Below are 25199 nucleotides of genomic sequence, written 5' to 3'. Positions count from 1 at the left end.
ATGAAAATAACTCACATCGACGCCTGGCCGGTCACCATGAAGTTGACCGAGCCGTACACCATTGCCTACGAGACCATCAGTTCAACCACCAATGTATTCCTGCGTGTGGAAACGTCGGCGGGCATCGTCGGGTACGGCTGTGCCGCGCCGGATCTGGAAGTGACCGGCGAAACCCCGGCGGGTGTCATGGACGCTTGCAGCAAAGTGATCCTTCCTGCCTTCAAAGGCTCGGACCCATTGCGGTCCATGATGCTCATGGAGCGCATCCGGCCGCACCTCAAGGATCAACCGGCGGTCCTGGCCATGGCGGATATGGTCCTCTTCGATATTCTGGGCAAGGTGGCCGGACTCCCCCTCTACAACCTTCTAGGCGGATTCCGCGACCGCATGCGCACCAGCATTACCATCGGGATCCTGCCCGTCAAGGAAACCGTCGCCAGAGCCATCGACCATGTGCAGCAGGGGTTTCTCGCTCTGAAAATCAAAGGCGGTGCGGATGTGGATGCGGACATCGAGCGCCTGGTCAAGATCCGGGAAGCCGTGGGGAAAAAGATCGAACTGCGCTTCGATGCCAACCAGGGCTATTCGGAGGCCGACGTCCTGCAGTTCGTTGAGGCGGTGCGGCCGGCTGGCCTGGAACTGATCGAGCAGCCCACCCCCCGGGCGCAGGACCGCCTGCTGGGACGGGTTACCCGACAGGTTCCCCTGCCGATCATGGCCGACGAAAGCCTGATGAGCCTGAAGGACGCCTACCGGCTGGCCCGGAAAGGCCTGGTGGACATGATCAACATTAAGCTGATGAAGGTGGGGGGCATCGACGAGGCGTTGAAGATCAATGCCATCTCCCGCGCCGCCGACCTGGACGTGATGGTCGGGTGCATGGACGAGTCGGCGCTGGGCATTGCCGCCGGTCTTCATTTTGCACTGGCGCGTCCCAATGTGAAGTATGCCGACCTGGACGGCCATCTGGACCTGACGGGCGACCCTGCATCGGGTGCCGTGCTTTTGCGCAATGGAATCCTGCACCCTACCGGCCGGCCCGGGCTCGGATTCGATCCGGGTCACTGATCGGCGCAGAATCGGCGGAGAATTAAATCAAATTCTGGATGCGACTGATCAATCGATTGAGCCGGGAATTTTTATCGATGTTTTCGTGCGGGATAGGATAGGGCTGGAATGCAGTTGCGCCGGATTGCCGGTTTTTGCCGGAAACACCCTATGGCAATCTCAAAACCGCTGCCTGCATCAGATCCAGCAGGGCGGTGGGGTAAAATCCGATGCCCACGATCAGAACAATCATGGCCACGGCCACCAGGCGGGAGGGTATCGTCAGGTTGATGACCGGAAGCGACCGGGTGGGTTCATCCAGGTAGGCGGCCTTTAACACCAGCAGGTAGTAGTACAGGGAGATGACAACGTTGGTCATGGCGATGATCACCAAGACCAGATAGCCTTTTTGCATGGCGGCGACGAAAATGATCAGTTTGCCCGAAAAACCGATGGTCGGCGGGATGCCGCCAAGGCTGAACAGGGCCATCATCAGTGCCAGGGCCAGCAGCGGGGATCGCCGGTGCAGGCCGGCCAGTTCATCGATCTGCAGGTTGCCGCCGTCTTCGGCCACGCGGGTCATGACCATAAAGCAGGTGTATTTCATCACCAGCACTGCCGCGCCATAGAACATGGCGGCGGCATAGCCGGCCGGTGTCATGCACAGCATGCCCAGAAGCAGGTAGCCGGCATGGGCCACGCTGGAAAAGGCCATCAAACGCTTGAAATCCCGTTGGGCGATGGCCGCCAGGTTGCCCACGGTCATGGAAACCACGGCCATGGCGATCAGCCCTCTGGCCAGCAGGTCGCTGTTGCCTTGGGCCAGGGAGATCATGCGCAGCAGAATGGCCACGGCGGCGACCTTGGACACCGCGGCAATAAAAGCCGCCACCGGGTTGGGTGCGCCCTGGTAGGCTTCCGGTGCCCAGAAATGGAAGGGAAAGACGGCCAGCTTGAAGAAAAATCCGGCCAGGGTCAACAGCAGCCCGGTGACCACCAGGGGACGGTCCATCATGGCGGGCAGCCGCTGGATCAGCATATCGACGAGCACCGCACCGGTAACCCCGTAGATCAGGGCCAGGCCGAAGAGCATGATGGCCGATGCGCTGGCCCCCACCAGAAAATAGTGCAGTCCCGTTATCATCCCCCAGCGGCCGTCCCGGCGCAGGAAAACCAGGATGTAGAGCGAATAGCTGGACAGTTCCAGGGCCAGAACGATGGCCAGCAGGTGGACCGCAGAAGCCAGCATCATCATGGACAGCGTGCAGACGGCCAGCAGAAAATAACCCTCCCCATGGTGCGAAGGCGCCACCCCTTGAAAGTCGTCGCATAGAAAAATGACCAGGAAAAAACCGATGGAAATCAGGGTCTTGAAAACCTGTGAAAAAAGGTCCACCCGATAGACGTGGTTGAACAGGTCGCCGCTCATCGTTGAGCAGGCAATACCGGCCGCCACAGTGACGGCTGCCATGCTCACGGCAAGCCGGTAGTCCCGTTGCGGATCCGGTTTCAGGCAGGACATGACCAGAAACAGCGCCGCCGCCAGCAGCAGGGTCAGTTCGGGAGTAAGCAGTATCCAGTTCATTGCAATCCAATCAAATGCATCGTGGCCGTATGGATCATATCAAACAGCACGCCCGGAAAGAGACCGAAGAGTACGATCACCGACACCAGAATGACGCGGGGCACCGCCAGGGCGGCCGTGATGTCCTTCAGGCCCGCAAATTTTTCCAGCGGCGGACCGTAGCAGGTCTTCTGGACCACCCGCAGCATGAAGAGGGCGCCCACTGCCAGCGCACCGATGGCTAATGCGCCGGCCACCGGGTAGACACTCACGCAGGACATGAATACCGCCAGTTCACCCCAGAAGCTGGCCAGGCAGGGGACGCCGATGCCGGTCAGTGCGGCGATGATGAAAAAGGAGGAGGCCCGCGGCATGATCCGGCTCAGCCCCCCCAGTTCGGCAATGGCTTTGGTGTGGGTCCGGTCGTAGATGTGGCCCACCGACGAGAAAAAGAGCGCCGTCATGATGCCGTGGGCAAACATCTGGAACACCGCCCCGTTGAGGCCGTCGATGGTCATGGTGGACAGCCCCAGGCCGACGATGCCCATGTGTGAGACGCTGGAGTAGCCGATCACGTATTTGAGATCGGTCTGACTCAGTCCGACGAAGACGCCGTAGACGATTCCGCAGGTGGCCAGCACTGCCATGAGCGGCGCCCAGAACTGCCACCCATCCGGGCACAGGAAGATGCCCACCCGCAGGATGCCGAAGGCACCGATTTTCATCAACACGCCGGCATGGATCATGGACACCGCCGTGGGTGCCGCCACATGTCCCACCGGCGACCAGGTGTGAAAAGGAAAGACGCCGGCCAGGATGCCGAAGCCGATGTAGAGCATGAAAAAAGCGATGCGCTGCTGCGCCGGGGAAAACCGGGTTCCTTCCATCAAGGCCAGCAGGTCGAAGGTCATGCTGCCCGAGTGAACCACCAGGTAGATGATGGCCGGCAAAATCAACGCGCTGCCGGCCAGCAGATACAGGGTCAGCTTCATGGCCCCGTATTCCTTGCGGGTGCTTCCCCAGATGGCGATGAGCAGGTACATGGGAAACAGGGAGACATCGAACCAGACGAAGATGAAAAACAGGTCCAGGCTCATGAACAGGCCGAAGACGCCTGACACGAGCAGGAAGATGAGGGAGAAGAACTCCTTGACGCGCAGTTCAAGTTCCCACATGGTCAGCACGGCCGTAAAAAAGACGATGCCGGTCAGAAGCAGCATGGGCAGGGCGAAACCGTCAACCCCGTTGAAATAGGCGATGCCCAGCGCGGGAATCCACGCCAACCGCTCGACGAACTGAAAACCGCCCGCCTGCTGGTCGTAGGCGATGAACAGATAGATCGAGATGACCAGGGTGAATCCGCTGAACACGGCGCTGACGATTTTAATGGCCCGCGCATGTCTGGCGGGAATGCATAAAATTGCCAGCAGGCCCGCAACACAGCAGAGCAACAGCGTGGTTAAAAAAGGAAAATCCGCCAGCTGGTATGCCATGATCAGCCGCCCCATCCAATGAAAAGAATCAATAAGATCACCGCCGCGACCATGATCATCAGCCGGTACTGGATCATGCCGCTGTGCACCCAATCCACCACCCGACCCAACCCGATCGTCGATCGTCCCAGCCCGTCCAGGGCGCCGTCAATTACCCGCCGGTCGTTGGCGGTAAACAGCCGCGACACGCCCCGGTAGATCAATGTGTCCAGCAGGTAGCGGTAGAGCCGGTCCAGGTACCAGCGCTGGCCGAACAGGTCGGCCAGGAGCGGGATTCGCTCCACCCAGCCGATTTGCCGGGCCTTTTTGCGGCCGAACTCCAACCAGGCCTGGAGGGCGGCGGCCACGGCCAGCGTTCCGGCTACCATCGGCAGCCAGGTGAAATGGGCAGGTGTCCTTTCGTCGAGCGCCAGTCCGCGTGCCAAAAAGTCGTGCAGCGACATCTCGAAGAATCCCAGCACCACGGTCACGCCCGCCAGGCAGACCAGCACGGCAATCATGGCCCGCTCGCCCCAGGCGCCGTGATGGCCGCCGCGGCCATCCGCGTGCCCGGCGTCATCTGTCTCAAGGGGAAACAACAGGATGAAGATCAGGCGGAAGGCATAATAGGTGGTCAGAAACGCTCCCAGCAATGCGGCCAGAAAGGCGATCGGATGGCCGCTGGCCAGCAATTGTCCCAGAATCATCTCCTTGCTAAAAAATCCCGAAAACGGCGGTAGACCGGACAGCGCCGCGGCTCCCACGATCATGCATACGACCGTGGCCTTGAGCCGGCGCCCGCCCAGCCGGCCGATTTCGAACATGTCGTTGGTGTGGAAGCGGTGGATCAACACGCCGGCGCACAGGAACAGGAGCGCCTTGAACCCGGCGTGGGTGGTCAGGTGGAAAACCCCTGCAAACAGGCTTCCGGAACCCAGCCCCATGAGCATGAAGCCCAACTGGCTGATGGTGGAAAAGGCCCAGACCTGTTTGATGTCCCGGGCTACCATGGCCATGCTGGACGCCAGCAGCATGCTGATCGTGCCGATGGCCAGGCAGACTGCCATGGCCGTCGGCGAGAGCGAAAAATAGCCGAACAGCCGAGAAAACAGGTAGACGCCGGCGGCCACCATGGTGGCCGAATGCAGCAGCGCGCTCACCGGCGTGGGGCCCTCCATGGCGTCGGGCAGCCAGGTGAGCAGCGGAAACTGGGCGCTTTTGCCGATGATGCCGCCGAAAATCAGCAGGGCGGTCAGCGTGATCATGCCGGGCGACAGGCGGGCAGCCACCGCTGCGGGGTCGGTCAGCACCGGGATGTCCAGGGTTCCCATCTGCAGCCAGAGCAGCACCAGTCCCAGCAGGAAGGCCACGTCGCCGGTGCGGGTCATCACAAAGGCTTTTTTGCCGGCTTCGCTGGCGCTGAACTTGTCGAACCAGAACCCGATGAGCAGGTAGGAGGCCAGTCCCACCAGTTCCCAGAAGATGTAAAGCTGCAGCAACGAGCTGGAAACGGTCAGGCTCAGCATGGCCCAGGCGAAGAGGGACATGCAGCCGTAATAGCGGCCGAAACCCGGATCCCCGGCCATGTACCCCAGCGAGTACACCTGCACCAGAAAGCTGATCGTGGCCACCACGGTGAGCATCAGCAGGCTCAGCGGATCCAGCAGGATGCCGATGGGAATCGCCATCTGCCCGGAAACCAGCCAGACCGTCTGAAACACCAGTGGCGCCTGCATCTGCCAGTGCTGCACCAGCAGATAGACGGCCGCCAGCAGCGACAGGCCGGCGGCCCCGATGGAGATGGCGGCCGATAGCCGGTGCCGGGATCGCGTGGCCAGCATGATCACACCGAAGGCCAGCATCGGCAGCAGCAGGGCAACGGCGGTGACGATCAGGCTGAGGGGAAGCGGGGTGGCCGGTTGCATGGCTAAGGTCGCCCTCCTTTTTCCCACAGCGCCGCATCCATGGCAGGATCCACCGAATCGGTGCGCCGGTAGACCACCAGGATGGCGGCCAGGCCGATGGACACTTCGGTGGCGGCAATGGCCAGGATAAAAATGACGATGGCCTGCCCTTCCATCTGCTGCCAGTGCAGGGAGGCGCCGACAAAAGCCACCGCGGCGGCATTGAGCATGATTTCGATGCCCAGCAGCATCATGATCAGGTTGCGCCGGGCCAAGGTGCAAAACATTCCCAGGCCGAACAGGAGCCCCGAAAGCAGCAGAATGTGGTTCAGCGGAACGATCACGGCGCCTCCTTCCGGGCGTCCGCCGACGGCCCGCGGACCCTGCGGCCCAGCACATAGGCGCCGACCAGGGCCACCAGAAGCAGCATGGAGGCGATTTCCACGGCCAGCCAGTGGGTCTGGAACAGGTAAACCCCAAAGGCCGCCGGCGACGCCTGGGCCGCCGGCATCGGGGACCATCCCGCCGCGTTCCCGCCGACCATCACCGAACTGACCACCAGAAAGCCCGCGCTGATGAAGATGGCCGGCAGCAGCTGCCCGACCGGAAAGAACATGCCCGGCAGCTTTTTCAGCCGGATCATCATGATCAAAAACAGAAACAGGACCATGATTGCGCCGGCGTAGATGATGATCTCCAGCGCCGCCAGAAAAGGCGCACCCAGCAGGTAGAAGAGCATGGCCGTGCCGAAAAAAGACAGCACCAGGTAGAGCACCGCATGGACCATGTTGCGCCGGGTCACGGCCATGGCCGTGGCGGCGACGATCAGCAGGGCGATGGCATAGAATAAAAGGGTCAGTATGGACATGGTTCAATCACGATGCTCATCGTTTTTGGATATTTCTATCCTTGAAACATTGAGATTTTCATCCGTATCCTGATTCGAAAGGGATAGGAAATCGTTTTTTTCGGCCAGGATGGGGACGCTTTTACTCGGCCTGCATGGTTATTCCCATCTACAGGCTGTGTGCGTCAACTGTTAATTTTCAGGCATCGGGCTTCACGCGGGGTTGCAGCCGTTTAATCCTGAAATCATTCAAATCAACAACCGTGCTTTTCCATTGGGGCAACCGTTCCCCCGGCCCTTGGATGAGCACCAGCGGGGGCCTGCGATCGGCCAGTGCGTTGATCTTGGCCCACAAGGTGACGTCTCCCCAGTATTGCGGCGGCGTATCGGCCGCGGCCACGGTCGAGAAAATCTCTGCCGGTGTCTCGCAGCCGCTGCGGACTGCCTCCAGGGCAAGCCATTCAAGTCGTCCCAGGCCGGTTTGCGGATCGGGCTGCTCCTGAAGCCACCGCTTCACGGCGGCGGGAATCCATGGCAGGGGCGCGTCGGTCATGCTGGACAATTTGGCCAGCAGCACCAGGTCCTGAACGGCAAACGCCTGGTCCACGACGTCGGCAAAGTGGAATTGGGCATCGGTGACCGGGCGACGCCGGTCATACAGGGAAGCCAGTTGCCCGGGCTTAAGCTGTCCGAGGCCATTGAACGGCACGATTCCGGGAAATCGATCGACGCAGAGCAACTCGGCTTTCCGGATGCCCTTGCCGCGTATGCACCCGAGAATGTGAACGAGCATGGACTGGTCGAACAGGCATGCGTCGAACCACAGGACAACGCGCGCATAATCCGCCGCGGCTGCCAGTTTCCGGTACTGGTTTTCCAGGGTGCTTAACACAAACTTTCGGTCCAGTCCCCCGGCGGTAGTTTGTTCAATGAACCGGGCACGGGCGTTGAGCGTGTCATCGTCCGGCCAGCCGGGTTTCCGGGGGCCATCGTACAGGATGTCGTGCCAGACGAACACTTCCCCGGCAATGCCGGTCTTGGCAAGAATATCCCCGGCACAGTCCCCGCTGGTGATATGAAGCGTCCGGTTCATACGTATCCCTTATTATCCGACGCCGCAGGTTGCATCTTCATATTTCAATTCACGCGTCATAAACACGCTGTTTGAATCCGGGAAATAATCCCCAAACGGTTCACAATCGGTGAAACCGAATTTTGCATAGAGATCTCGTGCCGGGCTGAAAGCATCAACGTCTATCTCAGGTTGAGCGATCCACCCTTCGGTCTAATCCAGATCCAGCGTCGCCTTGCACCGGTTGCATCGGGTCGCGCCCCGGAAGACCGGATTGCCGCATTGGGGGCAAATATAGCGGGCTTCTTCATCCAGGATCCATTGTTCGGTGCCAACCGCTTTGCGATACGGAACAGCCCGCAGGATTACTTTCTTCCCGACAGCCATCGGAAAGTGCGTGATATGCCGGCACGGAAATTCGTCGCATTCGTGGCATCCGGCGTACCCTTTTTCCTGGGTGCAGTCCCTGATCGCACACTGCCGGCAGTGCATAAACCGTTCATCGGACAAGCAGCCACGGCAGATAATGCTTTCTGCCGAAAGCCGTTCACTGTTGGGAAGCGTACCTTTTCCGGGAACGTCTCCCTGGTAAAGACGCACCAACCGTTCCTTGAATTTTTGATTATTATCCCGATGGGCAATATAAATAGCGCAGACGCCGCAGTAAAGGCCACAAGGAGAAATCAAATCCGGATTTATCGTCATTATGCCAAATCCTCCTGCCTGATAGTTGTTTTGATTGCCAAAGGGGTGGATGCTTTTCTCAAGGCGTCTTCAGCAAACGCCATGGCTTCAACATGCTCCCAGTCAAACAGAAAGATATTTTTTCTCAAATCCTTTGATCTCATCGCGCGTCTTGCGAGGCGGGTGATCGTCACGCACCCCATAGCGGTCGGAAGGCCCAACGAAAGGGGGTAAATGGAATAATTGTCAATGCCATATGTTATCCTCTCACATCCGGTTGTTATCTTCTGTAAAAGACGCATACATCTTAATTTTTTCCATATTTTTTGAGCAGTCCCCCATATAGGTTTTCCCGGTAAATAGTTTCGACGACTCGCTTAAGAACCATTCGGGTTTCCTGTGGGAGCCCTTTTCTCACAAATATCCATTGTTCCTTGTTGCGCTCGATCATGATAACTTTCCCGAAATCGTCTGGTGTAAGACCCATTTCCTGCATCCAGTAATAATAGGCAGGTTCGGATAAGACCGCTCCATCATTATATGACCGGGAATATAGAATTTTGAGGCTTTGTCGATAACTTTTCACCTGTTGGATATTTCGCGGCAATCCATCCAGTTGCGGATAAGAGGCGGAATAGTGATAGATTAGGTTCCTGCCTTTAAAATCCTCAATTTTTTGAATACCGGATCCTTTTCGGGTAGCGGCAATTACATTAATATTAAATTGTACGGCCAGCTTATCTCCGGCATCCTGAGCAGCTTGGTGCGCCTGAGACGAAATCAGATCAATTTCCTCATCCTTCAGTAATTTATACATTCTATTATGAGGTAGAAAATTGTTGGTAAATGAGAAGCCTGATCGGATACCGATTTCCTGATTCAACTCATAAATAATTCCGTGTTTTTCATGCTGTGAATTTTCCCATCCGTATGGCGGAAGCTCCATCGTGCCGATTTTTAATATGGTGGGTTCCTCAGTTGATTGTTGCGCTTCAGTGATGGTAATGCCACATGTCCATATGACAAAACACCATATACAAACGATATATGGTCTCATCTGATTTTGTTTAGTCATGAATACTCCATGTAATGGATGTGCTCATCACCCCGGGTGTTCCGTTACAGGCGTCATCGACTGACCCACCGGGCTGAGTTGTACCAGGCCCGCTGCCCAAGCGTCAGATTATTATTCCCGTTCTGTGCACCCCTACCAGCCATCAAGTTATCAGATGCGCAGCGTCTTTATGTCTTCTTCGGTGCTTCTCTGACTTTTATGCCCATATCCTTCACCGAAAACGGCTTTTGAATGAACTGAACTTCTTTTTCCAATACGTCCCGGTTCGCGATCACCTCGGTTGTATAGCCGGACATGTATAGCGTTTTTATATCAGGAAAGAGCATCTGCAGTTTATGCGTCAACTCAAGTCCGTTCATGCCTGGCATGACGACGTCGGTGACCAGCAGGTCTATTTCACCCTGATGTTCGTCCGCAAGGCGCAGGGACACTTCGGGCGTATCTGCAGACAATACCCGATAGCCCCATTTTTTAAAGGGGCCTATCTACCAAAAAAAGTTTAAGCAAAGGCCACGTCTTTGATGCTCCAGTTGGATGTTCTACGTAACTGTACGCCTGATATTCGTGAGGTCAGAATCGCCAGAGTCTCTTTAAATTGACGAGGTTGCATAATCACTTTCTTTTTCCCGGCCGGGGTCTTCTTTTCTTTTGGGATCTGGTTCTCCCAACGGAAGGTGGCTTCGTGTAAATATCGGGACAGATGTTTGAAGCTAAATCGGATTAGACCACCAAACAGTAGTATAACATCTTTGTATGATGGTTTAGACGACTATATATAGTCGTCTAATAATTTGACTGTTAGTAAAAAGGATACCCATTCGAACAGATTGCCCTTTTCCTGCCGTTTTATCGATTTTTATATGGAATGACCGTTCAACGGTTTGCCTACGGCCAGTCGGAATATGACGCAGTCGGGTACGGCGCGCTTTCGGGTTCACGAAAGCTTATGGCAGATTGCTCTTAACATTCACCGGCGGCGCCTCGCTGGCGTGCTCGCCTTTGCCGCGTTCGTCGGTGGTCACACCGGCGTGTTCGTAATAATTGTAGGAAGGGTCCTTGCCGCAGCCGTCGACCAGCAGGTCTTTTTTTTCGAACACCAGGTTCAGGATGTCGCGTTGGATGTTTTCGAAATCGGGGGTGAGTTGGATGGCTGAGGTCGGGCAGGCCTCTTCGCACAGGCCGCAGTAGATGCAGCGGCCGAAGTTGATGCGGAACCAGCGGGCGTAGCGACGCCCGTCTGGCTGTTCGGCGCTCTGCATGCTGATGCAGCTCACCGGGCAGACCGCCGAGCAGAGGTAGCAGGCCACGCAGCGCTCGCGTCCGTCCGGATCGCGGGTCAGTACGATGCGCGCCCGCGAGCGTTCGGGCAGTTGGCGCTTGAACTCCGGGTAAGATTCGGTGACCGGTTTGCGCGCCAGGTGTTTGGCCGTGGTGGCGAACCCCTCCACCAGGGCCTTGAGGGCCGACCAGCCCGAGCTATCGGCGGGTTTCAGAGGTTTATCACTAATTTTTAAATCCTTTTGGGTCATCTTAAAATTTCCTAAGCCGAATACACCGGAAACAAAAAAACACAAAAACAAGAGCTTAATATCAAAATCTCAAAAACCGTTACATTTACATCCCAAATTGAATAAACGCCCCCGTCACCACGATATTGATCAATGACACCGGAATCAGCACCTTCCAACCCAGGGCCATGAGCTGATCGTAGCGCAGCCGCGGCAGCGTGCCGCGAATCCAGATCATAATCAGGGCCACGATGAATATCTTCAACATCAGCCAAACCACCGGCGGAAGCCACGGCCCGTGCCAGCCGCCCAGGAAAAAGACCGCGGTTAGCGCGCCCAGCACCTGGATGTGGACGTATTCCCCCAGAAAGAAGAGGCCGAAGCGCATGCCGCTGTACTCGGTGTGGAAGCCGGCGCCCAGTTCGTTTTCGGCTTCGGGCAGGTCGAAGGGAATGCGTTTGCTCTCGGCCATGGCGCTGATCACGAAGATGGCAAACGAGACCGGCTGGAGCACGATGAAGGGCACGCCGGCCTGGGCATCCACGATGGCGGTGAGGCTGAACGAGCCGGCCAGCATCACCACCGGCACCAGCGACAGTCCCAGGGCCAGTTCATAGCTGATCATCTGGGCCGCCCCGCGGATGCCCCCCAGCAGGGCGAACTTGGAGTTGGATGCCCAGCCGCCCAATGCCACGCCATAGACGCCCAGCGACGACAGGGCGAACACGAAAAGCAGCCCCACGTTCAGGTCGGTGATCACCATGGGAACGGGGCGGCCAAAAATGCGAATATCCGGCCCAAGGGGCACCACGGCAAACATCATCATCGCCGTCACGGCCACCACGGCCGGCGCCAGGCGGAAGATGACCCCGTCGGCCGCTGTGGGCACGATGTCTTCCTTGGTGAGCAGTTTGATGGCATCGGCGATGGGCTGCAGCAGGCCGAAGATGCCCGCCCGGTTAGGGCCGAGCCGGATCTGCAGCCGGGCCAGCAGCTTGCGCTCCAGCCACACCAGGTAGCTGGCCACCAGCAGCAGGCCGCCCAGCATGACGGCGATCTTGATTAACAGTGCGATGAGGCCGAGCAAGTAATTCATACGCTATCCGTCATCCAGATATGATCCCTTTTCATTGTGTCAGACTTTACGGCAGCCAAAACCGCCTGTTCGACAAATGCTCCTCACCCTGTCCCTCTCCCCAAAGGGGCGAGGGGACGCTTGTCACATCTTTGGTTCAGATAAAGAACAGGGGGGCACCATATACACCACCCTCACCCCTCGAAGGGCGCGGGTGATTGCTTTTCTATTCGCTTTCAGCGCTGAGCTGTGAGCGTTCTGCTATCACCCGTGTCTCACCAAACACCTGCCATTCAAGAAGATGGTGCCGGGGAATCACCATCACCCCCGCAGCCATGCGCGGATCGACCTTCACGGGCACCGTCATCCGGTTTCCATTCAGGGATATCGTGACGGGCTTGCCTTCCGCCAATTCCAGACGGGCGATTTCATCCGGGTGCAGGTGCGCCACGGGCGCTGCTTCCACCTTTTTTAAGGCCGGTGCCATTGCCGACAGCGTTTCGGTGCCGAAGGTCCAGTCAACCAGCAGCAGGACAATGGCCTCGGCGGGGGTATCGTCATCCGCCGGCCCGGGTGCTGGCCCGGATTCGACGCGATCATGGGCAACCGCTTCCAGGTCGATGCGTTGCCCCGGTACTTCGGCCGGTAAACGATTCACTGCCGGATGAAAATCGGCTAGAGCGGTTTTCAACTGCATCGCCGGGTCCGCTTCGGCTTCTCCGGCCAATGCCGCCATGGCCCGCCACGCAGCCAGCGGCTCATCGCCGGGGATGTGGCTGTCGAACACGCGTGGGGGATGATCCAAACTGCCGGTGATCTCGATGGGTTCGCCGCCGGCCATCACGGGCGATGCCGCCTGCAACCCGCCCTCCTGATTGATCCAGTGGCCACCGGATTCGTAGAGCGGCTGCGTCGGTATGAAATGACCCGCTTCACGGTTCAGCGGGGAGTCTATATAATCGAGAACCACCAGGTGATCCAGCCGCTTCAGGGCCGCCTGCAGCCGGTTCCGGTCCGGGAAATCGCGCCAGAGATCCTGTTCAACCGTTACCAGCAGGCGAACGCTGCCGTCCTCGATCCGATCGAGAACCGTTTCCGTGGAAACCGGTTGGTCATGGGTCAGGGCGGCGGCGAACGCGTTGGCCCCGGTCAGGGTGTAAAACAGCCCGGCCACTTTATGGGTCCGGCGCAGTGCCCGGGCCAGATCGCCGGCCAGGTTTATTTCTCGGGGCGTCAGGATATCGGTACCGCAGACGACGATCGGCCGTGGGCTGGCGTTCAACCGTCTGGCCAGCGTAGTTACGTCGAATGTTGTCGATACCGCCGGCGCTGTCTTCCCGTGGCCGCCAATCTCCTGAATCAGGGCCTCCACGATGGCGCTTATGGCCGACGGATGCACGGCCCAGTGATCGAAATCGAAAGGCAACCGCACCCCGCGTGGATCGATCACGGTCACATGGCCCCCGCGCCGCTGCACCTGGCGCAGCGAAAGGGCCAGCATGGGGGCTTCATTGAGCGGATCGGCGCCGATAACCAGCACGTCATGGGCCTCGGCAACGGCCGCCAGGGAGACGGCCAGCTCCGGTCTGAGACAGCCGACAGCGGTTTTCTGGTTCAAGGCCTGGCGGTTGGTGTGCGCCGTTGCCGGTCCGGTCCATCCGCGCTGCCTGCAGGCCTGCTTGACCTCGGCCAGGGTTTCCAGGCTGCAGCGCGACGACGTTACGACCGCCACACTGCCGGGGTCATATTGGTCCACAGTTTGTTGGATCGCTTTGCATGCACCGGCAAGAATTTCGTCGATTGGCCCGGGGGTTCCGGCTGACATGGCCTGCCGGGGACGGTCGGCTATGCAAGCGTAAGCGTACCCGTAACGGCCCCGGTCGCAGATGAAATGGCCGTTGACCTCAGGGTTGGGCCGGGCCTCGTGGCGCACGACCTGACGGTAGCGCGCCGATGCCGTCAGGTTGCATCCCAGGGAACAGTGAATGCACAGGGACGGTTGACGCTGAAAATCCCAGCGCCGCCCGGTGTAGCGGGAGGGTTTGTCGGTATAGACCCCGGTGGGGCAGATATCGATCAGGTTGCCGGCAAAGGGGCTTTCCAGCATCCCGGGAACACTGCGGCCGAAATAGACCCGGCTGCCGATGCCCATCACGCCCAGATCCCGGTAGCCGGTGAATTCCTGGTAGTACCGCGCGCAGCGGTAGCACTGGATGCAGCGGTTCATCTCGTGTTGGACCAGCGGTCCCAGGTCCTGGTTGGTGTGGGTGCGCTTGAGGCCCCGGTAGCGGCGCAGGCCGTGGCCGCCGGCAACGGTCAAATCCTGAAGCAGGCAGTGGCCACCTTCGTCGCACACCGGGCAGTCGTGGGGATGGTTGAGCATGAGAAATTCGATGACGTGCCGCCTGAAATCCACGGCTTCCGCATCGGTGGTGGAAATCACCATGCCATCCCGGGCATCAACCATGCAGCTCATCTGGATGCCTTTGACCGGTCCTTCCTTGAAGGACACGGCGCAGACCCGGCAGGCCCCCACCGATCCCAGGGCCGGGTGAAAGCAGAAACGCGGAATCATGATGCCCAGCCGTTCGGCGGCCTCGATCACCTTGGTGCCGGCGGGGACATTGATTTCGCGGTTGTCGATGGTGAGTGTGGGCATGTTTGATTAAGCCATATAAATTATTGAATTCAGGAGCCAGGAGTCAGAATCCAGAATAAAATCGACCCGCCGGCCTCGAACATCTAACGTTAAATAAAAACCCGTTGTGTACCTGTTATTCAGTCTCCATCAGGAAAGGACAGCTTGTGGTTCAGGGCAAGGCCGCAGCATTTTTGCACCCGCAGGCGTAGCAGGGCTACGTTGAGGATTGCGAAAATGGGAGAACGCCGCCCCGGGCCGCAAGATGCCCTTTCCTTCATTTCTTAAACGGGCATCCCTTGCCCTCAATATGCGCCATCACCTCGTCTTCGAAGTTCTCCAGCAGGCTCTCGATGGAGGCCACCCCGCCCGGGGCAAAGGCGCAGTAGGACTTCCACAGGTGCCCGCACATGGTTTTGATCATGGGAATGAAGCCGACCTCGCCCTGCCCGTTCTCGATGCGCCACAACAGGTCCCGCAGGTAGGGGAACCCCTCGCGGCAGGGGGTGCACCAGCCGCAGGACTCCCGGGCGAAGAATTCGGTCAGGTTCAAGGTCGCGGCCACCATGCAGCAGTGGTGGTCGAACACCATGACGGCCCCGGTTCCCAGGCGGTTGCGCGCCTTTTTCAGGGATTCGAAATCCATCTCGATATGGTAATGGTCCGCGGTCAGGTACCCGGTTGAGGCGCCTCCCGGCAGGCAGGCCTTGAACGTGGTCCCGTCCTTCATGCCGCCGCAGCAGGTTTCTATGATCTCCGAGAGTTTGATGCCCAGGGGCAGTTCGTAGCAGCCGGGCCGGTTTACCTTGCCCGACACGCAGAAGAGCTTGGTGCCGGCGGCCTCCGGGGTCAGGGCCAGATCCTTGAACCATTGGGCCCCGTTTTTGACGATATGGGGGATGCAGGCCAGGGTCTCCACGTTATTGGCCAGGGTGGGCAGCCCCCACAGGCCTTTGTCGGTGGCATAGGGCGGAGGTTGCTTGGGGTTGGGCCGCCGGCCCTGCAGGGCGTTGAGCTGGGCGGTCACCTCCCCGCAGATGTAACGGCCGCCGCTGCGGTGCACGACGATCTCGAAGTCGTAATCGCTGCCAAGGATATGTTCGCCCAGCAATCCCTCCCGGCGGGCGATCCCGATTTCCCGCTCCAGGATCTTGGCTGCGCTTTCATATTCGGGCCGGATGAAAATGATGCCGTGGGAGGCCCGGATGGAATAGGCCGCCAGGGCCATGCCCTCGATGAGCATGTGCGGCTCGGCATGCAGAAACACGCGATCTTTGAAGGTGCCGGGTTCCATCTCGTCGGCGTTGCAGACCAGATAGCGGGGAAATGGGGCATCCTCGGCCACGGTCTGCACCTTTATCCCAGCCGGAAAGCCCGCGCCGCCGCGCCCCAGCAGAAGGGCATCGGCCAGCCGGGTCTTGACTTCCTGCCGGTCCATTTCGGTCAATACCCGGCGCAGGGCCTCGTATCCGCCCGTCTCCCGGTATTCCGCCAGGGTGGTGATGCGGTCCGGCTTGCGGTGTTTGAGAAGCACCTGGGGATATTGGCCGGTCACGAAGGATTCTCCCGCAGTTTGTCGATCAGCCGATCGAGGGATTCGATGGTCAGCGGGCCATGCACCTGGCGGTCGACCAGGATGGCCGGGGCCCGGTCGCAGTAGCCGATGCAGCACACCGGCAGCAGGGTGAACAGCCCGTCGGCCGTGGTCCCGCCCAATTGGATGCCCAACCGGCCGCACAGGTGCGCCACCAGGTTTTCCTCGCCCTCCATCCAGCAGATCAGGCTGTCGCAGACGTGGATGACGTGCTTTCCCACCGGTTCCCGGTAGATGAACGTGTAGAAGGTGGCCAGCTCATCCACTTCGAGGGGCGACATGCCCAGCAGGTCGGCCGCCTGGGCCACGGCTTCGTCGGAAAAGTAGCCGTAGTGATCCTGCAGGGCATTGATCACGTCGATGGCCATCTCGCGCGGATGGTCCACCCGGGCGATCTGTTCCTGTAAGTTGTGCCTGAGCGTTTCCGGCAGCATAAACCTATCGATCAATGTCGGGTAAAATGTAATCCACCGATCCGATGATGGTGATCAGATCGGAGAGCGACCATCCTCTGGCCATCAGCGGCAGGGCCTGCACATTGGCGAATCCCGGCGCCCGGATGCGCATGCGGTAGGCATAGCCGAGCCCGTCGCTGACCGCAAAATAGCCCTGTTCGCCGCGGGGGATCTCGCAGACGGCATAGGCCTGGCCCCGGGGGATTTTAGGCCCCCGGGTCACATTGATAAAATGATGGATCAGCGTTTCGATATCCGTAAGCATGTCCTTGCGCGCCGGGACCACGTAGCGGTAGTCGTCGGTGATGGTGCGCCCCGGCGGTATCCCCTCGGCCGCCTGGCAGATGATGCGCAGGCTCTGGCGCATCTCTTCGATGCGCACCAGGTAGCGGGCGTAGCAGTCGCCGCCCTCGGCCGTAGGGATGTCGAAATCGAACTGGTCGTAGCCGCTGTAAGGAAAGGCCTTGCGCAGGTCCCAGGCTAGGCCGCAGGCGCGCAGGTTGGGGCCGCTGACCCCCCATTCGATAGCGTCGTCCAACCCGATTGCCCCCACCCCCAGGGTTCGGGCACGGAAAATGGGATTGTGGGTGATCAGGGCTTCGTATTCGTCCATGCGTGCGGAAAAGATTCCCGTAAAAGCGTCCACGGCAGCTTTCCACCCTTCGGGCAGATCGGCGGCCACACCGCCGATGCGGAACCAGGCGGGGTGCAGCCGGCCGCCGGTGATCCGCTCGACGATATCCAGGATCATCTCGCGCTCACGGAAGGTGTAGAACGTGGGGGTCATGGCGCCCACGTCATGGGCGTAGGTGCCCAGCCAGACCAGATGGTTGCTCAAGCGGAACAGCTCGCTGAGCAGGACGCGGATGCACTGGGCGCGATACGGCACCCCGATGCCGGCCAGTTTCTCCACGGCCATCACATAGGGCAGGTTGTTGGCCGCCCCGGCCAGATAGTCCACCCGGTCGGTATAGGGAATGAATTGATGCCAGGTCTGACGTTCGCCGATCTTTTCCGCCGCGCGATGGTGGTAGCCGATCTCGATGTCCATGTCGGTGACGGTTTCCCCGTCCAGACCCAGTATGTATCGGATCAAGCCGTGGGTGCTCACATGGTGGGGACCCACATTGAGGATCAGGTCCTGCCGGCCGTCGCGGTCCCTGATAAAGAAACCGGCGTCGCGCGGCTGCATCCGGCGGGCGTCCGCCTGGGTGTACGGGGCCATCTCCGTGGCCCGCCCGGGATGGGATTTTCTCAGCGGGTGGCCCTGCCAGTGGTCCGGCATCAGGATCCGCCGCAGGTCCGGGTGACCCTCGAAGGCGATGCCGAACATGTCGTAGACTTCGCGCTCGTACCAGGCGGCGGACGGCCAGATGCCGGTGGCGCTGGGTGCGGAGGGGAATTCGCCGGTGAGGGGCACGGTCAACCGCAGCCGGGTGGGCGGGTCAAAAGCCAGCAGATGGTAAACCAGGGTGAAATCGTGATCCGGTTCGCGATGCCGGCGGGCCGACTCGTCGATGGCGGTCAAATCGTCCAGCCGCCGGAATCGCGGCACCGCCTCATTTTTCAAATAGGCCAGCACTTCCCGGATGACCCGGGGGGCGACTGAATATTCAGCCATGTCGGCGGTGGGCGTTACCGCATGGACCCCGTCGCCGAACCGCTGGTGCAGCCTTTCGGCAAGCTGCCGGTCCGTTTCGGTGGCCGGGCGCTCGGCCGGCGGCGGGGTCCACATGCCGTCGCTGCGGCTGTCGGGAAAGGTCGGGGGGGTCACTGACGTGCCCCGAATGGCGGTGCCGGCCATGCCCGGACCGCGCGGATCGCGGCTTTTGGAAACGCCGTCGACCAGCACCGGCTGCTGGGTGCCCTGCGTGCCGCCGGCCAGGTGAAAGACCGGGCGAGCCGGTTTTTCCTGGACGATTTTCTCCTGCAGTTTGACCAGACCGGCCAATACCGCCTCGGGCCGCGGCGGGCAGCCGGGGATGTAAAGGTCCACCGGCAGGATCTGATTGACGCCCTGGACCACGCTGTAGGCGTCGTACATGCCACCGGTGTTGGAGCACGAACCCATGGAGATCACCCATTTGGGCTCGGCCATCTGTTCGTAGAGCCGCAGGACCACCGGGGCGATTTTCTTGAAGACGGTTCCGGAAATAATCAGCAGGTCGGCCTGGCGGGGAGAGGGTCGCAGCACTTCGGCGCCGAAACGGGCGATGTCATAGCGGGCGGTGAAGACGGTGGCCTCTTCCACGAAACAGCAGGAGAGACCGAAAAACATGGGCCACAGGCTGTATTTGCGGGCCCAGTTGATCACGACGTCTACACCGGCAAGGGCGGCGTCCGGTTTCAGTCGCGTTTCGGCCCCCACTCGAGGCCTCCTTTCACCCAGACGTAGATCAGGCCGGCAATCAGCACGCCGATGAAAAATTCAATCTGGAGCCAGCCTGCCCAGCCGAGCGGGCGGCTGGCCACCGCCCAGGAGAAGATGTAGGCCCCTTCCACGTCGAAAATCAGAAAGAAGATGGCCACCATGAAAAAAGGCACCGGATAGCGCAGCCTGGCCTGCCCGGTGGGGATGATGCCGCTTTCGTAAACACGCAGTTTTTCATCATTGGGTTGGTGCTGGCCCAGCCAGCGGGAAAGAAAGAGAAGGGCAAGCGTAAGCGCGATGACGACCCCACCATAGAGGATCAGGCTGAACATACCAGGCTGCCAGGGAGACAACAGGGCGTGGGCGTCAATCGGCTGCATGTTCCACCTTCGTTTTTCAAGGGTTGGACTGACGGGGTACAGGGCACAATGGATAGGTTTCAACAAATTAACACAACCGCTGCTGCTTGTGAAAATGGATCTTAGATCGTTGCCCGGTGCCTTGTCAAGGAAGACCCTGTTCATTTTATTTTTGGTCGGCCAACCGCGGGCCACTGCAAATAGGCGTGATATGGAAAGACATAACCTGGAAATCAATATTCTGTATTTCATGTGCAATCCGCTCAACGGGCAACTTCAGGATGGCACGGTCAACCGGACGTCAGCCACCGGGGTGATATACAGGGCTCAATGCGTGAGGAGAAGGGAGAAAACCAAAGATGAACACATTTGAATTTTTGTTTTCATTCTGGTATGATGCATCATGGTTTGTATAACATCATCACTGCCCGATTCGGGCAAGATAATGGGCTAAAAAACCGGTTCTTATCCAGGAACATGCCATGGCTCATATTTCTTCCCAATCTGCCTATCAACGGTTGACCGAGCGCCTCAACCGCTTTCCCCAAAGCGCACCTCCCGATGAATTGCTCACCAAAATATTAAAGGTTCTCTTCGATCAACGTGAGGCCGAACTGGTTTCGCTGCTTCCGATCAGGCCGTTTACCGTAAATCGGGCCGCCGGTGTCTGGCACATGTCCGCAGTCGAGGCGCACAAGATCCTGGACCAGTTGGCTGCCAAGGCGCTCCTGGTGGATTTTGAAGTCAACGGCGACATGCACTACGTGCTGCCGCCGCCCATGGCCGGTTTTTTCGAGTTCTCCATGATGCGCATCCGGGATGACATCGATCAGCAACTGCTGGCGGAGTTGTTTTATCAATACCTAAACCAGGAGGAGGATTTTATCCGGGCGCTGTTCACCGAGGGGCAGACCCAGCTCGGACGCGCCTTTGTCCATGAACCGGTCCTGTCCGAGGCAAACGCCCTGCACGTTCTGGACTACGAGCGGGCTAGCCAGGTGGTCAGCACCGCTTCGCACCGGGGTATCAGCATGTGCTACTGCCGGCACAAGATGATGCACCTGAACCGGGCCTGCGCGGCGCCCATGGATATCTGCATGACCTTCAACACCTCGGCCGAATCGTTGATCCGCCACGGCCATGCGCGTGCGGTGGATGTGTCCGAAGGGCTGGAACTGCTGGCGAAAGCCCGGGAGAACAACCTGGTCCAGTTCGGCGAGAATGTGCGCCAGGGGGTCAATTTCATCTGCAACTGCTGCGGGTGCTGTTGTGAGGCCATGATCGCCGCGCGACGTTTTGCCGTCATGCAACCGGTCCACACCACCAATTTTATTCCCCGGGTAGACGAGAATACCTGCAATGGCTGCGGCAAGTGCGTGACCCTGTGCCCGGTCGAGGCCATGGCCCTGGTCTCGGCCAACGACCCCAGACACCCTAAACGAAAGGTGGCCCAGGTGGATGAAACCCGCTGTCTGGGCTGCGGGGTGTGCCTGCGGGCGTGCACCAGAACCGGCAGCCTTTCCCTCGAGTACCGGCCCAAACGGGTGCTAACCCCCCTGAATGCTGCCCACCGGGCGGTAGTGATGGCCGTCGAGCGGGGAAAACTCCAGCACCTGCTTTTCGACAACCACGTCCTGTGGCACCATCGGGCTCTGGCCGCCGTGCTGGGCGTCATCCTGCGCCTGCCGCCGGTGGCACGGGCCATGGCCACCGACCAGGTCAAGTCCCGCTACCTGGAGGCGTTGGCGTTGCGGTTTTCATGAACGGGATTTAGGCCATTCTCATTGCTGTACCGCGGCTGGCGGCCTCTCCTACAGCATAAGACCCCCTGAACGTCGAATAAGGAATACTTCTATTTTTATTTCAGGCTGAAGACCACCTGCCCTTTATCTGCCTTTTCCGGTTTTTGCGCCTTGCTACCTGTCCGCGGTTCCACGATAAAAACGCGATCCCGGTCCACCTGGCCATGCTCCAGGAGGTAGTCCTTGGCATTGAAGGCACGGGCGTTGGCCAGCTTGCGGAAATCGTTCTCCGTGACCTCGGTGTGCTCCCGCAGGAGTTTCTGCATGATTTCAGGCGTCAGTTCGACGGGCTTTCCGCTGTCGTCCACCGGCACGGCAATGCCGGATGCGGCAAACAGTTTTTCCAGGATGGCCGTCCGTTCTTCCTCACCCAGAACGATCTCTTCCAGCGGGACGGCGCTTTTTCCCGATTTCATCATCTTCTGGAGCTTTTGGGCCTTCAGCCGGTTTTCCAGCAGAACGGCCTGCAGGGCCTCGCCGTCTGTTTCCGGCGTGGCCGCACCCTGGACATCCAGCTTCAACCCCGGCCGCTCAAAAAGAATCTTGGCCAGCTTGTCCATCTTCCCGGCATTTTCCGGGCTGATCCCGCTGACACCGGGATCGAACGCTAAATAGCTCAACTCCTCGCCGCCGCCGGCCAGGGCGCCCAGGGCGGCAAAGGGCGAGGAGACGATCTTGACGATGAGGTTTTTGAGCACGGTCAGGATCACCTTGCCGATCTTGAACCGGGGGTCGTCCAGGCTGCCGCTGACCGGCAGATCAAGCACGATGTTTCCCTCGCGGTCCTTCAACAGGGCGATGGCCAGCTTGATGGGCAGGCTGACCGCGTCGGGGCTGTCCACCGAATCCCCCAGGGTGAGTTGATTGATATAGACGCTGTTCGTCCCCTCCAGCCTCCGGTTTTCCATGAGATAAGCCACGTTGAAGGTCAGCTTCCCTTTTTCGAGGATGTAACCGATGTATTTTCCGGAATAGGGGGAAAAGGGACTCAGTTCGATATCGGAAATGTTCAGGTTCAGATCCACATAGGGATTTTCGATCAGCGGGTTTATCCGGCCGGTGATTTTCACCGGGGCGTGGCTGCCCCACATGCCTTCCAACAGCACGTCAGCCCGCTTTTCGGCAATAGACTCCAGGCCGGACACCTGGCCGCCAAGATCTTGAAATCGGGCGCTGTAATTGGGTTTGATAAAATGGTCGGAAAAATCCACATCTCCACCACTCAGCGTCACCCGGGCGATGCGGATGGACGGCGTTTCAGCATGGGAAGCCGATTTCTCCGGAATCGGCTTCCCGCCGCCGGTTTCACCGGCATCCGTCGGCGCAGGTTCCGGATGGCTGAACATGGAAACCAGATTGAGGCTGCCGTCCGGATCGACGATCACCCGGGCGAAAAAATTGGCCAGGGAAACCTGGTCGATGGAGATTCGGACGGGGTTCACGCCGACCTCGAGATCGTCGAAAACCAGGGCGTTCCATTTGAGAAAATCGTTGGCGTTTTTACGGTCGATGGAAGCAAACTGGTTGAGTCCCGCCTTGCCGGTATAGGTGACCGACGGTGCCGCCCCGTTTTTCCGGGAGAGCCGCATCCGGCCTGCCGTGTTGAAAAAACCCTCGGTGACGATCAGTCCCGCCTGCTCGGAAAGATAGGGCTGGAAGGGCCGGACGTCCATTTTTTCGACCTGAATGGCCAGGTTCAGGGCAAGGGGGTCGATGGTGACATCGCCGCCGGCCTGGAGTCGTCCTTCTTGCCCCCAGCGCAGGGCAAGATCGGCCTTGCCGGTCGAACCGGGCGCCGTGGAGAGATCCGAAGCGGACAGGGCGATCTGGTCGATCCTTAAGGTTACCGGTTCTTCCGGCACCCGGTCTTCCACATTCACGGCGACATCGGAAATTTTGACAGCCTTGAAATTCACGACAAAGGGCTCGGGCGGCGGTTCAGTCCGGGGCATGGGCTTGCCATCCGGCACCCCGGCATTATCCGTTGGCGGCGCTTTGGCGTCAGCGGCAGGCACAAAGGCCTTGACCAGGTTCAGCGACCCATCTTTTTCCCGGCGGCAGGAGATCTCCGCCGTGGACAGCGTTAGACTGCCCAGGGTCACTTCATGGCGGGCCAGTTCCGCCGTGGTGTCGGCCAGGCTCAGCCGGTCGAGCGATAACAGGGGGGCGTCGTCATCCTCGTCGACCACCTTGAGGGCATCCACCTCCAGATGGACGCCGGCCAGGGAGACCAGGGGGGCATCGTTTTCCTCGCGGAAACGGTAATTTCCGCCGAACGATACCTTGCCCTCCACGGCTTTGAACGCGAAAAGATCCTTGTAGTAGGGAAGGTACCGGGAAACCTTGACATCCGAGACATCGATCTCTCCCGACACCTGCAGGGGGACCAAAGCAGCGGTGCCGGACAGGCGGGCGGATTCGTCGGCTTCGGTTTTCAGCGCGAGCCGATAGGCGGCGGTGCGGTCGCTGTTTAGACCGAAGTTGTCCACCTCCAGGCTGAGGTCGGAAATGGTGGTGGAAAACGGGTCGCTGTTGGAACGGTCTTCAACGTGGACGACGCCCGCTTCCAGGTTCAGCCGATCGATGGTGACCACCGGTTTAAACCGGCCGGTCATATCTTCAGCCGCCGCCTCCTGTCCCTTGTCGTAGGCCTTCACCGCGAGAAATGGCAGGTACAGGTTTCCCGTGGGCAGCCGTTTCAGAAAGATCTCCGGGCCGGACAGATCCACCTGAGCCAACCGAATCTGCCCGGTGAGCACCGTTGAGGGCAGCAGGTCGAATTTCAGGTTGCGGTGGTTCACGAAGGGGTCGCCGTTGCCGTCGGTCAACTGGACATCCTGGAGAGAAAGCAGGCCGGCCAGCACCAGCTCCGGCTGGCTGTCCTCCTTCATGCGGAAGCTGAGTTCGGTTTCCGTTTCCACCTGCAGAGAGCGTACTTTCAGATTTTCAGGCAGCGGCACATAAGGCAGGTAGTGAGGCACCTGCAATGAGTTGAGACCGATGTCGGCCTTGGTTTCACGGTCGGGGCCGAAGGGCCGGGTTTTGCCATCCAGGGAGAGCGCAGCGCCGTTGATCCGGGCGGTCAGGTTGAACAGGGTATAGACATCCCTGTCGGCCGGGCGTGAGGAGAGGTCTGCGACGCTCAGGTTCAGGTCGTCGATGTGATGGACCACGGAGACCACCCGGTCGTCCACAACGATCCGGCCGCCGGTGACGCGGGTGTCGTAGATCGCCAGAGCGAATCCGCCGGCCTCGGCCGTTTGTTTTGCTTCCGGTGTTTTCGGCGGGCTTTCTCCGCCGATATCTGAAAAATTGAATGTGGTTTCACCGGTGAGCACCAGGGCAATGTCCGGATTGACCATGCGCACCGATTTGAGCACCAGGGCCCACTTGAACAGCGACGATGTCTGCAGGTTGGCGTAGACTTCATCCAATTTCACAAAAGGCGCACCGCCGCTTTCCCGGATATTCAGATCTCTGAGGGTAACCGACAAGGTGATGGGGTTGACCCGAACTGGTCCCACCGTTACCTGCCGGTGGATGGCTGTAGCCACCTGTTTTTCCAGAACGCTGCGAACGATAAAAGGGGCGCCGATGAATCCGAAAAGGATGTAAATCAGAACGATGGCGAAAAGGGTGATCGCGATCTTTTTTTGCCGAGGGGTCAGGTCAGCTGTTTTTATCATCTTGATGCGTCCGTTGGTTTAGGGCGGGCCAGCAATCCCTTTTCAA

General features: G+C 59.4%; 21 protein-coding genes. 3 read left to right on the top strand and 18 right to left on the bottom strand.

Annotated elements, in window-relative coordinates:
• Positions 1–1068 carry a dipeptide epimerase gene (locus ACHZBS_RS07670; RefSeq protein ID WP_319405913.1) on the top strand — a complete coding sequence of 356 codons (1068 nt, stop codon included), beginning with the start codon at positions 1–3 and terminating at the stop codon, positions 1066–1068.
• A 148-nt stretch (positions 1069–1216) separates the two neighbouring features.
• Here ACHZBS_RS07670 and ACHZBS_RS07665 read toward each other — a convergent pair whose 3' ends face one another.
• From ACHZBS_RS07665 to ACHZBS_RS07585, 17 genes are all read right to left on the bottom strand, one after another.
• Positions 1217–2632, bottom strand: coding sequence for an NADH-quinone oxidoreductase subunit N (locus ACHZBS_RS07665; RefSeq protein ID WP_319405912.1), 1416 nt, complete (start codon positions 2630–2632; stop codon positions 1217–1219).
• Positions 2629–4104 carry an NADH-quinone oxidoreductase subunit M gene (locus ACHZBS_RS07660; RefSeq protein ID WP_319405911.1) on the bottom strand — a complete coding sequence of 492 codons (1476 nt, stop codon included), beginning with the start codon at positions 4102–4104 and terminating at the stop codon, positions 2629–2631. The genes ACHZBS_RS07665 and ACHZBS_RS07660 overlap by 4 nt, the downstream gene beginning before the upstream one ends.
• A 2-nt stretch (positions 4105–4106) precedes the next feature.
• Positions 4107–6008: an NADH-quinone oxidoreductase subunit L gene (locus tag ACHZBS_RS07655; protein WP_319405910.1), complete on the bottom strand. Its 1902-nt coding sequence runs from the start codon at positions 6006–6008 to the stop codon at positions 4107–4109.
• A 2-nt stretch (positions 6009–6010) separates the two neighbouring features.
• Positions 6011–6331 carry an NADH-quinone oxidoreductase subunit NuoK gene (nuoK, locus tag ACHZBS_RS07650; protein ID WP_319405909.1) on the bottom strand — a complete coding sequence of 107 codons (321 nt, stop codon included), beginning with the start codon at positions 6329–6331 and terminating at the stop codon, positions 6011–6013.
• Complete coding sequence (locus ACHZBS_RS07645) at positions 6328–6855, bottom strand: NADH-quinone oxidoreductase subunit J (RefSeq protein ID WP_319405908.1); 528 nt, start codon at positions 6853–6855, stop codon at positions 6328–6330. Before ACHZBS_RS07645 ends, nuoK begins: the two co-directional genes overlap by 4 nt.
• Positions 6856–7033: 178 nt before the next feature.
• A complete protein-coding gene (locus tag ACHZBS_RS07640) occupies positions 7034–7927 on the bottom strand; it encodes a hypothetical protein (protein ID WP_319405907.1) in 894 nt (297 codons plus the stop codon).
• Between the two features lie 192 nt (positions 7928–8119).
• On the bottom strand, positions 8120–8611 hold the full coding sequence (locus ACHZBS_RS07635; RefSeq protein ID WP_319405906.1) for a DUF3795 domain-containing protein: 492 nt from the start codon (positions 8609–8611) through the stop codon (positions 8120–8122).
• Positions 8611–8739, bottom strand: coding sequence for a hypothetical protein (locus tag ACHZBS_RS07630; protein WP_319405905.1), 129 nt, complete (start codon positions 8737–8739; stop codon positions 8611–8613). The genes ACHZBS_RS07635 and ACHZBS_RS07630 overlap by 1 nt, the downstream gene beginning before the upstream one ends.
• A gap of 158 nt (positions 8740–8897) precedes the next feature.
• Positions 8898–9665 (bottom strand): transporter substrate-binding domain-containing protein, encoded by a 768-nt coding sequence (locus ACHZBS_RS07625; protein ID WP_319405904.1) that lies wholly within the window; start codon positions 9663–9665, stop codon positions 8898–8900.
• Positions 9666–9832: 167 nt separating this feature from the next.
• Positions 9833–10150, bottom strand: coding sequence for a response regulator (locus ACHZBS_RS07620; protein ID WP_319409072.1), 318 nt, complete (start codon positions 10148–10150; stop codon positions 9833–9835).
• Positions 10151–10609: 459 nt separating this feature from the next.
• Positions 10610–11194 (bottom strand): NADH-quinone oxidoreductase subunit NuoI, encoded by a 585-nt coding sequence (gene nuoI / locus ACHZBS_RS07615; RefSeq protein ID WP_319405903.1) that lies wholly within the window; start codon positions 11192–11194, stop codon positions 10610–10612.
• 85 nt (positions 11195–11279) lie between these two features.
• Positions 11280–12269: an NADH-quinone oxidoreductase subunit NuoH gene (nuoH, locus tag ACHZBS_RS07610; RefSeq protein WP_319405902.1), complete on the bottom strand. Its 990-nt coding sequence runs from the start codon at positions 12267–12269 to the stop codon at positions 11280–11282.
• A gap of 205 nt (positions 12270–12474) precedes the next feature.
• Positions 12475–14907: an NADH-quinone oxidoreductase subunit NuoG gene (nuoG, locus tag ACHZBS_RS07605; protein ID WP_319405901.1), complete on the bottom strand. Its 2433-nt coding sequence runs from the start codon at positions 14905–14907 to the stop codon at positions 12475–12477.
• Positions 14908–15163: 256 nt separating this feature from the next.
• A complete protein-coding gene (locus ACHZBS_RS07600) occupies positions 15164–16441 on the bottom strand; it encodes an NADH-ubiquinone oxidoreductase-F iron-sulfur binding region domain-containing protein (RefSeq protein WP_319405900.1) in 1278 nt (425 codons plus the stop codon).
• A complete protein-coding gene (gene nuoE, locus ACHZBS_RS07595; protein ID WP_319405899.1) occupies positions 16438–16914 on the bottom strand; it encodes an NADH-quinone oxidoreductase subunit NuoE in 477 nt (158 codons plus the stop codon). The genes ACHZBS_RS07600 and nuoE overlap by 4 nt, the downstream gene beginning before the upstream one ends.
• 4 nt (positions 16915–16918) lie before the next feature.
• Positions 16919–19324, bottom strand: coding sequence for an NADH-quinone oxidoreductase subunit B/C/D (locus ACHZBS_RS07590; RefSeq protein ID WP_394708038.1), 2406 nt, complete (start codon positions 19322–19324; stop codon positions 16919–16921).
• Positions 19282–19686 carry an NADH-quinone oxidoreductase subunit A gene (locus tag ACHZBS_RS07585; protein WP_319405897.1) on the bottom strand — a complete coding sequence of 135 codons (405 nt, stop codon included), beginning with the start codon at positions 19684–19686 and terminating at the stop codon, positions 19282–19284. Before ACHZBS_RS07585 ends, ACHZBS_RS07590 begins: the two co-directional genes overlap by 43 nt.
• A 190-nt stretch (positions 19687–19876) precedes the next feature.
• Here ACHZBS_RS07585 and ACHZBS_RS07580 point away from each other — a divergent pair, with 190 nt between their 5' ends.
• Both ACHZBS_RS07580 and ACHZBS_RS07575 read left to right on the top strand, forming a co-directional pair.
• The gene (locus ACHZBS_RS07580; RefSeq protein ID WP_319405896.1) at positions 19877–20038 is read left to right on the top strand and encodes a hypothetical protein; all 162 of its coding nucleotides are present in this window, start codon (positions 19877–19879) and stop codon (positions 20036–20038) included.
• 109 nt (positions 20039–20147) lie between these two features.
• On the top strand, positions 20148–21428 hold the full coding sequence (locus ACHZBS_RS07575; protein WP_319405895.1) for a 4Fe-4S dicluster domain-containing protein: 1281 nt from the start codon (positions 20148–20150) through the stop codon (positions 21426–21428).
• Between the two features lie 95 nt (positions 21429–21523).
• On the opposite strand, the gene ACHZBS_RS07570 is transcribed toward ACHZBS_RS07575, so the two are convergent.
• Positions 21524–25153, bottom strand: coding sequence for a DUF748 domain-containing protein (locus tag ACHZBS_RS07570; protein WP_319405894.1), 3630 nt, complete (start codon positions 25151–25153; stop codon positions 21524–21526).
• Positions 25154–25199: the final 46 nt, after the last annotated feature.

Origin of the sequence: uncultured Desulfosarcina sp. (assembly GCF_963664155.2) — a bacterium.
GTDB lineage: Bacteria > Desulfobacterota > Desulfobacteria > Desulfobacterales > Desulfosarcinaceae > Desulfosarcina.
The sequence above is the reverse complement of the archived record's forward strand: the minus strand, read 5'-3'. Positions and strand labels throughout refer to the sequence as shown.

What these genes read in the sequence shown, in the direction of transcription:
- ACHZBS_RS07670 (WP_319405913.1), top strand. Translation starts at nt 1, where the DNA reads ATGAAAATAACTCACATCGACGCCTGGCCGGTCACCATGAAGTTGACC.
- ACHZBS_RS07665 (WP_319405912.1), bottom strand. Translation starts at nt 2,632, where the DNA reads ATGAACTGGATACTGCTTACTCCCGAACTGACCCTGCTGCTGGCGGCG.
- ACHZBS_RS07660 (WP_319405911.1), bottom strand. Translation starts at nt 4,104, where the DNA reads ATGGCATACCAGCTGGCGGATTTTCCTTTTTTAACCACGCTGTTGCTC.
- ACHZBS_RS07655 (WP_319405910.1), bottom strand. Translation starts at nt 6,008, where the DNA reads ATGCAACCGGCCACCCCGCTTCCCCTCAGCCTGATCGTCACCGCCGTT.
- ACHZBS_RS07645 (WP_319405908.1), bottom strand. Translation starts at nt 6,855, where the DNA reads ATGTCCATACTGACCCTTTTATTCTATGCCATCGCCCTGCTGATCGTC.
- ACHZBS_RS07640 (WP_319405907.1), bottom strand. Translation starts at nt 7,927, where the DNA reads ATGAACCGGACGCTTCATATCACCAGCGGGGACTGTGCCGGGGATATT.
- ACHZBS_RS07635 (WP_319405906.1), bottom strand. Translation starts at nt 8,611, where the DNA reads ATGACGATAAATCCGGATTTGATTTCTCCTTGTGGCCTTTACTGCGGC.
- ACHZBS_RS07625 (WP_319405904.1), bottom strand. Translation starts at nt 9,665, where the DNA reads ATGACTAAACAAAATCAGATGAGACCATATATCGTTTGTATATGGTGT.
- nuoI (WP_319405903.1), bottom strand. Translation starts at nt 11,194, where the DNA reads ATGACCCAAAAGGATTTAAAAATTAGTGATAAACCTCTGAAACCCGCC.
- nuoH (WP_319405902.1), bottom strand. Translation starts at nt 12,269, where the DNA reads ATGAATTACTTGCTCGGCCTCATCGCACTGTTAATCAAGATCGCCGTC.
- nuoG (WP_319405901.1), bottom strand. Translation starts at nt 14,907, where the DNA reads ATGCCCACACTCACCATCGACAACCGCGAAATCAATGTCCCCGCCGGC.
- nuoE (WP_319405899.1), bottom strand. Translation starts at nt 16,914, where the DNA reads ATGCTGCCGGAAACGCTCAGGCACAACTTACAGGAACAGATCGCCCGG.
- ACHZBS_RS07585 (WP_319405897.1), bottom strand. Translation starts at nt 19,686, where the DNA reads ATGCAGCCGATTGACGCCCACGCCCTGTTGTCTCCCTGGCAGCCTGGT.
- ACHZBS_RS07580 (WP_319405896.1), top strand. Translation starts at nt 19,877, where the DNA reads ATGGAAAGACATAACCTGGAAATCAATATTCTGTATTTCATGTGCAAT.
- ACHZBS_RS07575 (WP_319405895.1), top strand. Translation starts at nt 20,148, where the DNA reads ATGGCTCATATTTCTTCCCAATCTGCCTATCAACGGTTGACCGAGCGC.
- ACHZBS_RS07570 (WP_319405894.1), bottom strand. Translation starts at nt 25,153, where the DNA reads ATGATAAAAACAGCTGACCTGACCCCTCGGCAAAAAAAGATCGCGATC.